Below are 14,755 nucleotides of genomic sequence, written 5' to 3'. Positions count from 1 at the left end.
CAATGTCGCTCAATTGAGTAAAATGCCTTCTTTTCGCTAGAACAGATCACACGATGGAACTCCGCGCCGCCGCGCTGCACGCGCTGCTCGAAACCGATCCCGCCACCAAGGCCCAGTCAGTCGCCGCATTGGCCGCCGCGGTCAGATCCGGGAACGTGCGCATCGACCCCGATGCGGCGATGGAGGCGCCGCCCGGCATTCCTGGCCGTCCGCTCCGTCCCGAGCTGGTGCCGCCGCTGCAGGTCGGCCGCCGTTCGATGGCCACGCCCGAAGGCCGCGCCATGCTGGTCCACGCCCTGGCCCATATCGAATTCAACGCGATCAACCTGGCGCTCGACGCGCTGTGGCGCTTCGAGGGCATGCCCGAGCGCTACTACCTCGACTGGCTGCGCGTGGCCGACGAAGAAGCGCTGCACTTCACGATGCTGGGCACGCACCTGCAAACGCTCGGCTATGCCTACGGCGACTTCCCCGGGCACGACAGCCTGTGGGAGATGGTGGCCAAGACCAGCGACGATGTGCTGGCGCGCATGGCGCTGGTGCCGCGCACGCTGGAGGCGCGCGGGCTGGATGCGATTCCGCCGCTGCGCAAGAAGATCGCCCAGGCCGGCGACATCGCCGCGGCCCTGATCCTCGACCGCCTGCTGGTGGACGAAGTCGGGCACGTCGAGATCGGCAACCGCTGGTACTTCAGCCTGTGCGAGCAGCGCGGCCTGGAGCCGCTCGCCACCTACGATGCGCTGACCGTGCGCTACAAGGCGCCGGTCCTCAAGGGCCCGTTCAATATCGAAGGCCGGCGCCAGGCCGGTTTCACCGAGGCCGAGCTGCAGCGCTACCGCTGATGGAAACAGGCTTTCTCCTGACGCGCCACTGGCGCGACACCGCCGCCGGCTGCGAGGTCGAGTTCTGGCTCGCCACCGATGCCGGGCCGCGCCGCCTGCGGCTGCCGGTCCAGAAGCCGGTTGCCTTCATCCCGGAAGAACAGCGCGCCACCGTCGAGCAGCTCCTGCACGACGAACGCGGATGGGAGCTGCGCCCGCTCGACTTGCTCGACTTTCGGCATCGGCCGGTCGCCGGCCTGTACTGCCGCAAATACCGCCAGCAGATGCGCATCGAGAAGAACCTGCGCCAGCACGGGCTTGACGTGTTCGAGGGCGACGTGCGCCCGCCCGAGCGCTACCTGATGGAGCGCTTCATCACCGCGCCCGTGACGTTCGGCGGCACGCCGGTCGACGGCGATCCGCTGCTGCTCGTCGATGCGGTGCTCAAGCCGGCGCCAGGCTACCGGCCCACGATACGCACCGTGTCGCTCGATATCGAGACCACCTTCCAGGGCGACTTGCGTTCGATCGCGCTCGAAGGCTGCGGCCAGCGCCAGGTGTACATGCTCGGGCCGCCGAACGGGGAGGACGGCCCGCGCGACTACGACCTCGAATACTGCGACACCCGGCGCGAGCTGCTCGACCGGCTCGAAGACTGGTTCATCCGCCACGACCCCGACGCCATCATTGGCTGGAACCTGATCCAGTTCGATATGCGCGTGCTGCAAAAACACGCCGAGCGCTTCAATCGCCCCTTGATGCTGGGTCGCGATGGCAGCGCGATCGAGTGGCGCGAGCATGGCGGCAAGCAGGAACACTACTTCATCTGCATCGCCGGCCGCCTGGTGATCGACGGCATCGACGCGCTGCATTCCGCGACCTGGAGCTTTTCCTCGTTCAGCCTCGAGAATGTGTCGCGGGTCTTGCTGGGCGAAGGCAAGGCGATCGACAATCCGCACGACCGCATGGCCGAGATCGACCGCATGTTCGCCGAGGACAAGCCGGCGCTGGCCTATTACAACCTCAAGGATTGTGAGCTGGTTACCCGCATCTTCGACAAGACCAGGCTGATGGCCTTCTTGCTGGAGCGTGCCAGCGTGACCGGGCTGGCGGCCGACCGCAGCGGCGGCTCGGTCGCGGCTTTCGAGCATCTGTACATGCCGCTGCTGCACCGGCAGGGGCGGGTGGCGCCGAACATCGGCGACGTCGAAGGCGCCGATAGTCCCGGCGGCTTCGTGATGGATTCGCGATCCGGGCTGTACGATTCGGTGCTGGTGCTGGACTATAAAAGCTTGTATCCCTCGATCATCCGCACCTTCCTGATCGATCCGCTCGGCCTGGTCGAGGGCTTGCGCGAGCCGGAGGAAGCCACCGTGCCGGGCTATCGCGGCGGACGCTTTTCACGGACGAAGCACTGCCTTCCGGGCATCGTGACCCAGGTCTGGGCCGGCCGCGAAGCGGCGAAGAAGGAGAGCAATGCGCCGTTGTCGCAGGCGCTCAAGATCATCATGAACGCCTTCTACGGCGTGCTCGGCACCACGGGCTGCCGCTTCTTCGATCCGCGCCTGGCCTCGTCGATCACGATGCGCGGCCACGACATCATGCACCGCACGCGCGAACTGATCGAAGAGCAGGGCTACCAGGTTATCTATGGCGACACCGATTCGACCTTCGTCTGGCTGGGGCGCGAGCACGCCGAGAGCGATGCGCGGCGCATCGGCCAGGCGCTGGTCGATCACGTCAACGGCTGGTGGCGCGAACACCTGCACGCGACGCTGGGCATCGCGAGCGCGCTCGAGCTCGAATACGATGTGCATTTCCGCCGCTTCCTGATGCCGACCGTGCGCGGCTCGGACGAGGGCAGCAAGAAGCGCTACGCGGGCCTGGCCGCGACCGGTGACGGCGGCGAAGAGATGGTCTACAAGGGCCTGGAAACGGTGCGCACCGACTGGACCCCGCTGGCGCAAGCCTTCCAGCAGGGTCTCTACGAACGCATCTTCAAGGGCCAGCCCTACGAGGACTATGTGCGCGAGCTGGTCGGGCGCATGCTGCGCGGCGAATGCGACGAAGACCTCATCTATCGCAAGCGGCTGCGCCGGCCCCTCGACGACTATCAGCGCAACGTGCCGCCGCACGTGCGCGCGGCGCGCATGGCGGACGAACACCACCTGCGCCAGGGCCGCCCCGCGCTCTATCGCAAGGGCGGCTGGATCCGCTATGTGATGACGTTGAACGGCCCCGAGCCGATGGAAGCGCGCTACTCGGCCATCGACTACGAACACTACCTGACGCGCCAGCTCGAGCCGATCGCCGACGCCATCCTGCCCTTCCTGGGCGACAGCTTCGCCAATCTCACCAGCCCCCAGCAAACGTTATTCTAGTGTCCTGTCACGTGTTGGAAACATCGGCTCGCTAGACTGCCGACACGTTTTCAACAGGAGGCAACAAGTGGATCGTCGCGGCTTTTTACGCAGTAGCGCTTACTTTACCGTCGCCAGCGCCGGCGGCCTGCTCGCCGCTTGCGGCGGCTCGGATGACACGCCGCCGGTGGGCAGCTTCGGCTTCCCGCTGGGCGTGGCCAGCGGCGACCCGAAGGAGGCCAGCATCGTGTTCTGGACCCGCTGCGCGCCGAAGGGCGGCAGCGAAGAGGTCGAGCTGCGGCTCGAAGTCGCGACCGACGCCGCCTTTACCCAGGTCACGGGCGTGGTTGAACTCAAGGCGCTGCCGGCCCATGACCACACGGTGCGCGCCAAGCTGACCAAGCTGGCGCCCGGCACCCGCTACTACTACCGCTTCCGCGCCGGCGCCGACCTGAGCCCGGTCGGCCAGGCCAGGACCGCGCCCGCGGCCAACAGCACGCCGGCCCAGATGCGCTTTGCCTGGATGACCTGCCAGGACTGGAGCATCAACCACTGGGCCGCGATGGGCATGCTGGCCAATGAAGAACTGGACTTCATCGTCCACCTGGGCGACTACGTCTACGAGACCGTCGGCGCCGATTTCCAGACCGGCCGCGCCGAGCCGGCACATGGCCGCATCAACCTGCCGGACGGCGTCACCATGCCCGGCGGCGGGCGCTATGCCAATTCGCTGGCCGACTACCGCACCCTGTACCGCACCTACCGCGGCGATGCGCGCCTGCAGGCGCTGCACGCCAAGTGCCCGATGATCGTGATCTGGGACGACCACGAATTCTCGGACGACTGCTGGCAAGACCACCAGACCTATGACAACGCCAACCAGCAGCAGACTTCGCGCCGGCGCAACGCGACGCAAGCCTGGGCCGAGTACATGCCGGTCGACTGGGGTGACGTGTCGTTCGACCTGAACAAGGCCGGCTACGACAATATCCGCATCTACCGCGACTTCCGCTTCGGCACCCTGATGCACCTGGTGATGACCGACCAGCGCCTGTACCGCGACGACCATGTGGTCAATGAGGCGGCCTACGCCCAGCTGCTGCAGGGCGATCCGGTGAACGGCGACGACTCGATCGGCTCGCGCTACTTCGTGCCGCAGCCGCTGCTGGCCCAGTTCGAGGCCGGCGCGAAAGCCGCCCTGGGCCGCAACCCGGGCCTCCTGGGCGCCACCCAGACCCAGTGGTGGAAGGACACCATGAAAGGGTCGAGCGCGACCTGGAAGGTATGGGGCAACGAAGTCACCCTCAATCGTATGTGGCTCGACATGCGCACCCTGGCGCCGGCGCCGTACAACAACCTGTACATCGTCAATGCCGACGGTTGGGACGGATTCCCTTCGTACCGCGCCGAGATGCTGGGCCACCTGGCCAGCCACGACGTGAAGAACGTGGTGGCGATCACGGGCGACCTGCACGCCTTCCAGTGCGGCGTGATCTACGACAGCAACGACCCGGCCGGCGGCCGTCCGGTGGCGGTGGACTTTGTCAGTGCCGGCATCAGCAGCTCCTCGTTCTACCAGTACCTGCGCGCCGGCGCCGGCAGCACGCCGCTGGCGCCGCTGGTCGCCACGCCGCAGGGCTTCGACCAGGTGCTGCGCATGAACAATCCTGCCTTCGCCTATGCCGACCACGATGCGCAGGGCTTTGCGGTGGCGACCGTGACGCCGGCCGCGTTCAGCGTCGTATTCACCAAGGTCAAGCCCTTGGAGGCGAGCGGCGCCGCGCCATCCTCGCCGCCGGCCAAGCGCACCCGCATCACGCTGGCCAGCGGGTCGACCACGCCGCGGGTCGAAGACAACGTGTGAGGGCAGGGGGCGATGCCGCCCGCATAGGCGCGCGCGGCATCGCCCCGAACGCTGGCACGAGGCCGCGTATGCTTTCTATAATGACGGTGTCTTGACAATCCGTCACCATGGAGTCCGTCGTGTCCTTCCTGATCGTCCTGGCCGCACTGGCCTTCCTCATGTTCGCGGCCTACCGCGGCTACAGCGTCATCCTGTTCGCGCCGGTCGCGGCCCTCGGCGCGGTCCTGCTTACCGATCCGGCCCAGGTGGCGCCGGTCTTTTCCGGCATCTTCATGGAGAAGATGGTGGGTTTCATCAAGCTGTACTTCCCGGTCTTCATGCTCGGCGCGGTATTCGGCAAGGTGGTCGAGCTGTCCGGCTTTTCCGAATCGATCGTGGCGGCGGCGATCCGCTACATCGGCGCGGCGCGGGCCAATGCCGTCATCGTCGCGGTGTGTGCCTTGCTCACCTATGGCGGCGTGTCGCTGTTCGTGGTGGTGTTCGCGGTCTATCCGTTCGCGGCCGAACTCTATCGGCAAAGCGACATCCCCAAGCGCCTGCTGCCGGGGGCAATCGCACTGGGCGCGTTCTCGTTCACGATGGATGCCTTGCCCGGCACGCCGCAAATCCAGAACATCATCCCGACCACCTTCTTCCAGACCACCTCGTGGGCCGCACCTGTCCTTGGCACCGTGGGCGCCTTGTTCATCCTCGCGGTGGGTCTTGCTTACCTCGAATGGCGCCGCCGCGCGGCCGCCAGCCGGGGCGAGGGCTATGGCACGTCGCTGGTGAACGAGCCGGAGCAGGTCGACACCGGCGCCGGCGGCCTGCCGCATCCGCTGCTGGCCGTGGCGCCGCTGCTACTGGTGGGCGTGGCCAATTTCGTCTTCACCCGCATGATCCCGGTCTGGTATGGCGGCGACAGCCACACGGTGCCGCCCGAGATCCTGCCCGGCATTGCCACCCCGGTGACCACCACCATCAAGACCGTCACCGCGATCTGGGCGGTGCAGGCGGCGCTGCTGCTGGGGATCGTGTTCGTGATCGCGACCGCATACAAAAGGGTCGCGAAGCGCTTCGCCGACGGCAGCAAGGCGGCGGTCGGCGGCGCGCTGCTGGCGGCGATGAACACGGCCTCCGAATATGGCTTCGGCGGGGTGATCGCAGCGCTGCCGGGCTTTATCGTGGTGAGCGACGCGCTGCGCAGCATCCCGAATCCGCTGGTGAACGCGGCGGTGTCGGTCAGCTCGCTGGCCGGCATCACCGGCTCGGCCTCGGGCGGCATGAGCATCGCCCTGGCCGCGATGTCCGACGTCTTCATCCGCGGCGCGCAAGCCGCCGGGATTCCGCTGGAAGTCATGCACCGGGTGGTGGCCATGGCCAGCGGCGGCATGGACACGCTGCCGCACAACGGCGCCGTGATCACCCTGCTGGCGGTGACGGGGCTCACCCACCGCGAGGCTTACCGCGACATCTTCGCCGTCACCCTGATCAAGACCCTGGCCGTGTTCTTCGTCATTGGTGTGTATTACGCCACGGGACTGGTGTAACTATTCGTGGTTTTTTCGCACTGCTTCCGGCAAAATCAGCAATGCTTGCGCCTTGTATTGACCAAAGATTGAAAGGCACGACTACAATGACTTCCGCAATGGTTTCCGTACAGCACTATTAATCCAGGATGGAACATGAAATCGGTACAACAAGAAGTCGACGAACGCAGCAACCTGACCGGCACCAATAAATTCGAACTGCTGCTGTTCCGCCTGGGCGGCGACGAGCAGGGCAACCATAACGAGCTGTTCGGCATCAATGTGTTCAAGATCCGCGAGATCGTCGCCATGCCCGAGATCACCGCCGTGGCCGGCGCGCCGCAGCACGTGCTGGGCGTGGTCAACCTGCGCGGCCAGATCATCCAGGTGCTCGACCTGCCGGGCATCACCGGCGTCAAGCCCAAGACCGGCCTGAACATCATGCTGGTGACCGAGTTCGCGCGCACTACCCAGGCCTTCGCCGTCGAAAGCGTGGAAGAGATCGTGCGCCTGGACTGGAGCCAGGTCATGACCGCCGAGCACAGCGCCGGCAGCGGCATGGTGACCAGCATCGCGCGCCTGCCCGAATACGATGGCCAGCCGGCGCGCCTGGCGCAGGTGCTGGACGTGGAAACCATCCTGCGCAACCTGAACCCGACCCATGAGCGCGAGAACATGGAGCAGGCGGTCGGCGCCAAGATCTCGATCAAGCCGGGCGCCGTGATCCTGGCGGCCGACGACTCGGTGGTGGCGCGCGCCCTGATCGAGCAGGGGCTGGACGCCATGGGCCTGCCGTTCATCATGACGAAGAGCGGCAAGGAGTGCTGGGACCAGCTGGGCGCGATCGCCGCCGCGGCCGAAGCCGAAGGGCGCACCGTGTACGACCGCGTGGCCATGGTGCTGACCGACCTCGAGATGCCCGAGATGGACGGCTTCACGCTCACCCGCAATATCAAGTCGAGCAACCGCTTCGGCCACCTGCCGGTCGTGATCCACTCGTCGCTGTCGGGCACCACCAACGAGGAACACGTCAAGAACGTGCGCGCCGACGCCTACGTCGCCAAGTTCTCGGCCGAAGACTTGTCGCGCACCCTGCGCAAGGTGCTGGGCGGCTGATCGCACCCGGGGCGTCACGCCGCACGTGACACAATGTTATGATGCGGCCGTGATCCCCGAACTTTCCCAACTGCGCATCCTCGACAGCCTGCTGCGCGAGGGCAGCCTGACCCGTACCGCCGAGCTGCTCGGCATGACCCAGCCCACCGTCAGCCGCGCGCTGGCCAGGTTGCGGCGCCATTTCGGCGACCCGCTGTTGGTGCGCTCGGGCCAGCGCATGCAGGCGACCGCGCGCGCACTCGAGCTGGCCGGCCCGGTCGCGGCGGTGCTCGATGCCGCGCGCCAGCTCGATGGCGGCCCGGCCGTGTTCGATCCGCTGGCGGCCACCCGCTCGTTCGGCCTGTACATGGTCGATGGCGCGGTGGTGAACATCCTGCCGCAACTGCTCGATGGCCTGGCGCGCATGGACAACGGCGCGGCCGGCCTGCAGCTGCGCAGCGTGCATATCGATCCCAGCTCGCTCGAAGCGCAGCTCGAGCGCGGCCATGTCGATCTCGCCATCGGCCGCTATCCTGGCCTGGTCAACAATATCCGCCAGCGCAAGCTGTGGGACGACGATTACGCCTGCCTGATGCGGCCGACGCACCCCTGCGTCGGAAAGCTCGACCGCGATGCCTACCTGACCCATCGCCATGTGCTGATCGAGATGGAGCATACCAGCCAGCACAACGTCGCCATCACCCGCAAGCTCGAGACCCTGCTCGAACCGACCCGCATCCTGTGCCATGTGCCGAGCTTTACCTCGGCGGCCCACATCGCGCTGCACACCGACGCCATCGCCACCATCCCGCGCCGCCTGGCGCGGCCGCTGGCGCGCGACCTCGGCCTGACCCTGGCGCCCACGCCGATCGAACTGCCTTCGCTGCAGCTGTCGCTCTACTGGCACGAGCGCAGTCATCGCGATCCGGCCAACCGCTGGCTGCGCGAATTCGTGCTCGCGACGCTGACCGGCGCCCCCGACGCCGCCACCGGTCATGCCGATTCTGCATAATGTGCATGGCATCGACCGCATGGCCTAAATAACTCAGAGCAACTATGCTTCGGCTATTCCGACTTCTTGCCGAGGCATTTCATGCTTTTTTCTACTGTCGTGCCATACCGGCGCCTGCCGGGCCTGACGCTCCTGTCGGCGCTCGTGCTGCTGTCCGGTTGCGTCTCGATGGGCCCCCAGCCGCAGCGGGCGGGCCTGAACGCCGATGCGGCCCCGAATTCATCGCGCGCTATTGATTCGTTGTCAACAGAGGTCGCCCCATGGCCCAGCCAGGACTGGTGGCGCGCCTACGGCGACCCGCAGCTCGACCGGCTGGTGGAAGGCGCCCGCGCCGCCAGCCCGACCGTTGCCGGCGCGCTCGCCCGGGTACGCCAGGCGGCGGCGCTCGAAGGCCTGGCCGCATCGGCGCTGTCACCCCAGGCCAATGCCTCGGTGCGCTCCGCGCGCCAGCGCTTCAGCGAGAACGGTAGCGTGCCCAAGCCGCTGGCCGGCAGCTGGCAGTGGGTCAACGATGCCGGCGTCAACCTCGGTTACGAGGTCGATTTCTGGGGCAAGAATGCAGCAGCCGTCGCAGCCGCTGCCGGTCGCGTCAATGCGCGCCAGGCCGAAGCCCAGGCCGCCAGCCTGGCGGTCTCGACCGCGGTGGTGCAGGCCTACCTGCGGCTGGACCACCTGTACGCGCAGCGCGACCTGGCCGAGCGGGAGCTGCGCCAGCGCAGCCGCATCCTGGAGCTGGTGCGGCAGCGCGTCTCGGCCCAGCTCGACAGCAATGCCGAGCTGAAGCAGGCCGAGATCGGCGTGCCGGCCGCGCGCGGCCTGATCGCAGCGCTCGACGAAGCGCTGGCGCTGACCCGGGGCCAGATCGTGGCGCTGGCCGGCCAGGGCCAGGATGGCGCTGCCGGCATCGCCCGTCCGACGCTGCGGCTCGCGCGCCCGCCCGGTGCGCCGGCCGACATCCCGGCCGCCTTGCTGGGCCGGCGCCCCGAGCTGGTGGCGCTGCGCTGGCAGGTGGAGGCGGCCAGCGGCGAGATCGATGTCGCCAGGGCGCAGTTCTATCCGACCGTGAACCTGAGCCTCTCGGCGGGCCTGGGGAGCCTGGGCTTCGATCGCCTGGTGCAGGGCGGCAGCCGCAGCTTCGCGGGCGGTCCGCTGATCACCCTGCCGCTTCTCGACGGCGGGCGGCTGCGCAGCAGCCTCGCTGCGCGCAATGCGGAATTCGACATCGCGGCCGAAAGCTATAACGCGGCCGTGGTCGAGGCGCTGCGCGACGTGACGGCGCAACTGACTTCGCTGCGCTGGCTCGGCGACCGGGTGCGCGAACAGGCGCAAGCCCTGGCGGCGGCCGAGCAGGCCTATGACCTTGCCGAGGAGCGCTACCGCGCCGGCCTGGGTAATTTTCTGCAGGTCCTGATCGCCGAAACCCAGGTCGTGGCCCAGCGCCGCGCCCAGGCCGAGCTGGACGCCCGCGCCCACGAACTGGACGTCAACCTGGTGCGCGCCCTGGGCGGCGGCTACCAGGCCGGCGCACCGGCACTGTAAACCATTCGACACTACGCCATGACTACCACGAACACCAATCCCTCTCCCCATGGCCGCCGCAGGCTCGCGATCGGCCTCACCGCCGCCGTGCTGGCCACCGTCGGCGGCATCGCCTGGTCCTCGCCCGAGGTGCTGGGCATCGGCTGGAACAGCCAGCACACCGAAGACGCCTATGTCGAGGGCAACCTGGTGCAGGTGACGCCGCAGGTCGGCGGCACCGTGACCCGCATCGCGGCCGACAACACCGATTTCGTGCGCCCCGGCGAAGTGCTGGTGCAACTGAACGAGGTCGACGCGCGCCTGGCCCAGGACCGCGCCGAAGCGGCGCTGGCCAAGTCGGCGCGCCAGGTGCGGGCCCAGTTCGCCGGCGTGGCGCAGTTGCGCGCCACCGTGCTGCAGCGCGAATCCGACCTGGGCAAGGCCACCAGCGACCTGGAACGCCGGCGCAAGCTGGCCGACACCGGCGCGGTGTCGGGCGAGGAGATCCGCCACGCCGAGGATGCGGTGGCCGCCGCCGGCGCCGCCCTCGCGGCCGCGCGCCAGCAGGTCGGCTCGGCGCTGGCCCTGGTCGACGGCACCACGGTCGAGAGCCATCCCGACGTGCTGGCCGCAATCGCCCAGTTGCGCGACGCCTCGCTGGGCCTGGCGCGCACCACGCTGGCGGCGCCGGTGGGCGGCATCGTCGCCCGCCGTAACGTCCAGATCGGGCAGCGCGTGGCGCAGGGCACGCCGCTGATGGCGATCGTACCGCTGGACCAGATGTGGATCACCGCCAACCTCAAGGAAACCCAGCTCAAGGACGTGCGCATCGGCCAGCCGGTCGCGGTGACGGCCGATGTGTATGGCAAGGATGTCGTCTTCCGTGGTCGCGTGGTCGGCCAGGAAGCCGGCACCGGCAGCGCCTTCGCCGCGGTGCCGGCGCAGAACGCGACCGGCAACTGGATCAAGGTGGTGCAACGGGTGCCGGTGCGTATCGCCCTCGACCCGGCGCAGCTGGCGCGCCATCCGCTGCGCCTGGGCCTGTCGATGAAGGTCGCGATCGACACCAGCAACCGGCAGGGCCTGAGCCTGATGCAAGCCGGCGCCGTGCGCCAGCAGTACAAGACGGTGGTGTTCGAGACCGAGTCGCACGGCGCCGACGAGGCGATCCGGCGCGCCCTCGGGCATCCGGGCGCGATCGCGTCGCGCTGATGGAAAGGGCAGGCCATGAACGCTCCCGCTAGCGTCGACATCCCGCGTCCGGCGCTGCTGGCCGCGATCTTCGTCTTTAACTTCATCGAGTTCCTGTCGACCGGTATGACGGTGTTCGCGGCCCCCGCGATCATGGGCCACATCGGCGCTTCGCCCGAGGAATATGCGACCGTCTCGGCGCTGTACGCAGCGGTGGCGGTGCTGTCGATCTCGCAGCTGACGGTGCTGATGCAGCGTCTCGGCTGGCGCAACTACCTGCTGGGCGCAGTGCTGTGCTATATGTTCGGCGCCTGGCTGTGCGCCACCAGCGGCAGCGTCGCGGCCTTCGCCGGCGGGCGCCTGCTGATGGCGCTGGGTGGCGGCGTGTTCATGACCGTCTCGCGCATGATGGTCAACCTGATTCCGCCGTCGCCGCAGCGCCTGCAGGGCATCGCGGCCTTCGGCGGCGCGCTGTCGGCTGGCCTGGCACTCGGTCCCTGGCTCGCCTCGCGCATGCTGGCCCACGAAGCCTGGGGCGGCATGTTCCTGGCGCTGGCCCTGCTGGCCGCGCTCGGCGCGCTGATCGCCGCGCGCTGGCTGCCGCAGGATGCCGTCACGCTGGACGGCAGCCCGTCGCGCATGCACCTGCCCGATGCGGTGCTGCTGGGCGCGGGCGCCGCGGTGACGCTGTACGCGCTGCAGCACCTGACTTATGACTGGCATGGCGAGCGCGCCCCGCTGATGGGGCATCTGGCGCTGGGCGTGGGCCTGCTGGCCGCCTTCGGGGTGCTGCATGCACGTCGCAGCGATCCCTTCCTGCACCTGCGGATCCTGAAAAGTTCGCGCTACCGGCTTGGCCTGTTGATCTTCAGTGTCTGCTATGCGGTGCTGGGGATAGTCAATACATTGCTGCCGCAAGTGGTGCAAAAGGGACTGGGCGTGGGCCTCGAACAGGCCGGAGAATTGCAGGGCATCGGCCTGCTGTCGACCGTCGTGGCCTTCATGGCGATGCTCGAGCTGGTCAAGCGCAAACCCCATCCGACCAAGTTCTACGTGACCGGCTTCCTGTTCCTGGCCCTGCTGGCGTGGCGCTTCGCCACGCTCGACCCGCGCGCCCATGCCTTCGACGCTGTGCAGCTGTGGTTCGGCCTGTTCGGCGCCTTCCTGACCCTGGGGATGGCGACCACGGCGATCCATTCCTTCAAGGACCTGCAGGCGGATAATGTCGTGTTCTCGAATGCCCAGCAGCTCAAGAACATGCTGGGGCAGGCCGGTCTTGCGCTGGGCGTGGGGCTGGCCAATATCGGGCTGCAGGAGCGTACGGCCCTGCATTCGTCGCGCCTGGCCGAGAAGGCCACGGCGCTCCCCGACGGCGGACTCGAGATGGCCCGCCAGGCCGGGCTGCTGGCAGGGCAGGACCTGTTCTGGGTCGTGATGTGGGTGGGACTGGCCGGCGCCGTGCTGCTGGCAATGCAGCGCCGCTTCGACTGAGTTTCGACTGGGTTTCGACCGGGTTGCGCCAGCCGTGCGCCAGTCGTGCGCCGCGGTGTAAAACGATCGTTTTACACTGTGGCCATGGATACCAACCCGCAACTGCTGGCCATTGCCGAGCGCCTGTTCTACCAGCGCGGCTACATGGCCACCAATATGGACATGCTGGCCAGGGCCGCCAATATGTCGAGCCGCACCCTGTACAAGCATGCTGGCAGCAAGTCCGCGCTGGTGGCCGAGGTGCTCGCGGCACGCGACCGGCGCTTCTTCGAGCAGGTCGATGGACTCGACGTGAGGGCGCTGTTCGATGCGCTGGCTGTGTGGATCGCCCAGGAAGGAGCGCGCGGCTGCCTGTTCCTGCGCATCCTGGGCGAGACCGGCGCCGGGGAACCGTCCATCGTGGCCGCGGTGCTGGCGCACAAGGCCAGGCTGCGCGAACACGTCGCGCGGATCGTCCAAAGGGACATCGGCCGTCGTGACGAAGTGCTGGCCGGGCGCATCGTCCTGCTGTTCGAAGGTGCGGTGGCGGCCAGCGCCTGGCAGGGCGCGGCTGCCATTGACGCCGCCTGCGGCGCGGCGGCCGACCTGGTGACAGCGGCGCGGCATCCATGAATCAAGCCATCCTCCTGGGCGCCACCGGCTTCGGCCTGATCGCCGTCTGCTACGGCTTTGCGCGCTTTGCCTTCGGCCTGTTCCTGCCCGCGATCTCGGCCGACTTCGAACTGTCGTCTTCACTGGCCGGCATCGTCTCGGCCGGTTCTTTCCTCGGCTTTTGCCTGGCGATCGCGGTCGCCGCCTGGCTCACCGAGCGCGTCGGGCCGCGGTCGGTCGCCGCCACGGCGGGCGTGGCGGCAGCGGCCGGCATGATCGGCATCGCCAGCGCCGGGTCGAGCCCGTGGCTGGCAGCCTCCGTCATCCTGGCTGGATCGAGCACCGGTTTCGCGTCGCCGGCACTGGCCGCGGCCGTGACGTCGATGCTGGTCCCAGGCAGCCGGGATACGACCAATACCTTCATCAATGCCGGCACCAGCGCCGGAGTCGCGCTGTCGGGATCCGTGGCGGCGCTGATGGGCGCCGACTGGCGGCTGGCCTACGCCGGTTTTGCCGGCGCCACGATACTGATGGTATGCGCGACCCTCAAGGTCTTGTCCGGCGCGACGGCGAGTCAGGCCGCAAAGGGGCCGCTGCTTCCATCCCTGGGCCCGGATCTCAAGCGCCTGATCGCGGCAGCGAGCCTCTGCGGGGCGGCCAGCACGGTGGTCTGGAGCTTCGGCGCCGACCTGCTCGCCGCCAATCTCGACTGGGATGGCCGCCAGGTCGGCATGCTGTGGACCGTGATGGGGTGCGTGGGCGTGGTCGGCGCTGGCGCCGGCTGGCTGATCGCCCGCGTGGGCATCCGCGCCGTGCACCTGGTGTTCCACCTGATGCTGGCATTGGCGGTCGCCGCGGTCGGCCTGGATGGTGCACCGCCGGCCCTGGTATATGTGGGCGGCGGGCTGTTCGGCGCTTCCTACTTGATGCTGACCGGGGTTTATCTGGTATGGGGTATCTCGGCGCTACCCGAACGGCCGGCAACCGCGGTGACCCTGGCCTTCCTTGCGCTGGCGGTGGGACAGACGCTCGGGGCGATGGCGTTCGGCTTCATCGTGGAGCGCATGCCGTCCAACGTGGCCGTGCTGGCGTTTGCGGCGCTGGCCGTGGTCGCCGGCGTCGTCCGCCGGCGGCCGGAATAAAAAAGGCGATGTCACCGTTTCCTATGGATGTAGCTGATCGCGATGCGCAGCAATTGCTCTACAGAAGTAACTCGCCCACCATCGAGCGCCCACAGCCAGCCCAGATAATTTGGCAGGCGCCATGACGCCACGCCATGAAAGCGCGCCAGCCACTCCTTGAAA

11 protein-coding genes are annotated in these 14,755 nt (G+C 67.9%); all 11 read left to right on the top strand.

Translation table 11 applies throughout. The annotated features are described in order from the left end of the window. Positions 1-53 precede the first annotated feature (53 nt). The 11 genes from E8M83_RS14100 to E8M83_RS14050 all read left to right on the top strand — a co-directional run bounded on the left by E8M83_RS14100 (position 54) and on the right by E8M83_RS14050 (position 14,593). Positions 54-842 (top strand): ferritin-like domain-containing protein, encoded by a 789-nt coding sequence (locus tag E8M83_RS14100; protein WP_137173981.1) that lies wholly within the window; start codon positions 54-56, stop codon positions 840-842. Then, the gene (locus E8M83_RS14095) at positions 842-3,202 is read left to right on the top strand and encodes a DNA polymerase II (RefSeq protein WP_137173980.1); all 2,361 of its coding nucleotides are present in this window, start codon (positions 842-844) and stop codon (positions 3,200-3,202) included. The genes E8M83_RS14100 and E8M83_RS14095 overlap by 1 nt, the downstream gene beginning before the upstream one ends. Before the next feature lie 67 nt (positions 3,203-3,269). Beyond that, a complete protein-coding gene (locus E8M83_RS14090) occupies positions 3,270-5,045 on the top strand; it encodes an alkaline phosphatase (RefSeq protein ID WP_137173979.1) in 1,776 nt (591 codons plus the stop codon). Between the two features lie 119 nt (positions 5,046-5,164). Further along, positions 5,165-6,574 carry a GntP family permease gene (locus tag E8M83_RS14085; RefSeq protein WP_137173978.1) on the top strand — a complete coding sequence of 470 codons (1,410 nt, stop codon included), beginning with the start codon at positions 5,165-5,167 and terminating at the stop codon, positions 6,572-6,574. A gap of 135 nt (positions 6,575-6,709) precedes the next feature. After that, positions 6,710-7,669: a chemotaxis protein gene (locus tag E8M83_RS14080; RefSeq protein WP_137173977.1), complete on the top strand. Its 960-nt coding sequence runs from the start codon at positions 6,710-6,712 to the stop codon at positions 7,667-7,669. A gap of 49 nt (positions 7,670-7,718) precedes the next feature. After that, positions 7,719-8,660, top strand: coding sequence for a LysR family transcriptional regulator (locus tag E8M83_RS14075; RefSeq protein WP_137173976.1), 942 nt, complete (start codon positions 7,719-7,721; stop codon positions 8,658-8,660). Between the two features lie 81 nt (positions 8,661-8,741). Then, positions 8,742-10,199 (top strand): efflux transporter outer membrane subunit, encoded by a 1,458-nt coding sequence (locus E8M83_RS14070; RefSeq protein ID WP_137173975.1) that lies wholly within the window; start codon positions 8,742-8,744, stop codon positions 10,197-10,199. A gap of 18 nt (positions 10,200-10,217) precedes the next feature. Then, positions 10,218-11,390, top strand: coding sequence for an efflux RND transporter periplasmic adaptor subunit (locus E8M83_RS14065; RefSeq protein WP_137173974.1), 1,173 nt, complete (start codon positions 10,218-10,220; stop codon positions 11,388-11,390). 15 nt (positions 11,391-11,405) lie between these two features. Beyond that, a complete protein-coding gene (locus E8M83_RS14060) occupies positions 11,406-12,860 on the top strand; it encodes an MFS transporter (RefSeq protein ID WP_137173973.1) in 1,455 nt (484 codons plus the stop codon). Positions 12,861-12,944: 84 nt separating this feature from the next. After that, positions 12,945-13,472 (top strand): TetR/AcrR family transcriptional regulator, encoded by a 528-nt coding sequence (locus E8M83_RS14055; protein WP_137173972.1) that lies wholly within the window; start codon positions 12,945-12,947, stop codon positions 13,470-13,472. Then, positions 13,469-14,593: an MFS transporter gene (locus tag E8M83_RS14050; RefSeq protein ID WP_137173971.1), complete on the top strand. Its 1,125-nt coding sequence runs from the start codon at positions 13,469-13,471 to the stop codon at positions 14,591-14,593. Before E8M83_RS14055 ends, E8M83_RS14050 begins: the two co-directional genes overlap by 4 nt. Positions 14,594-14,755: the final 162 nt, after the last annotated feature.

It is taken from the genome of Massilia sp. HP4 (genome assembly GCF_005222695.1).
Taxonomy (GTDB): Bacteria; Pseudomonadota; Gammaproteobacteria; order Burkholderiales; family Burkholderiaceae_D; genus Telluria.
The sequence above is the reverse complement of the archived record's forward strand: the minus strand, read 5'-3'. Positions and strand labels throughout refer to the sequence as shown.

Coding starts and splice junctions, on each gene's coding strand:
- E8M83_RS14060 (WP_137173973.1), top strand. CDS start 11,406: ATGAACGCTCCCGCTAGCGTCGACATCCCGCGTCCGGCGCTGCTGGCC.
- E8M83_RS14055 (WP_137173972.1), top strand. CDS start 12,945: ATGGATACCAACCCGCAACTGCTGGCCATTGCCGAGCGCCTGTTCTAC.
- E8M83_RS14065 (WP_137173974.1), top strand. CDS start 10,218: ATGACTACCACGAACACCAATCCCTCTCCCCATGGCCGCCGCAGGCTC.
- E8M83_RS14100 (WP_137173981.1), top strand. CDS start 54: ATGGAACTCCGCGCCGCCGCGCTGCACGCGCTGCTCGAAACCGATCCC.
- E8M83_RS14080 (WP_137173977.1), top strand. CDS start 6,710: ATGAAATCGGTACAACAAGAAGTCGACGAACGCAGCAACCTGACCGGC.
- E8M83_RS14070 (WP_137173975.1), top strand. CDS start 8,742: ATGCTTTTTTCTACTGTCGTGCCATACCGGCGCCTGCCGGGCCTGACG.
- E8M83_RS14050 (WP_137173971.1), top strand. CDS start 13,469: ATGAATCAAGCCATCCTCCTGGGCGCCACCGGCTTCGGCCTGATCGCC.
- E8M83_RS14095 (WP_137173980.1), top strand. CDS start 842: ATGGAAACAGGCTTTCTCCTGACGCGCCACTGGCGCGACACCGCCGCC.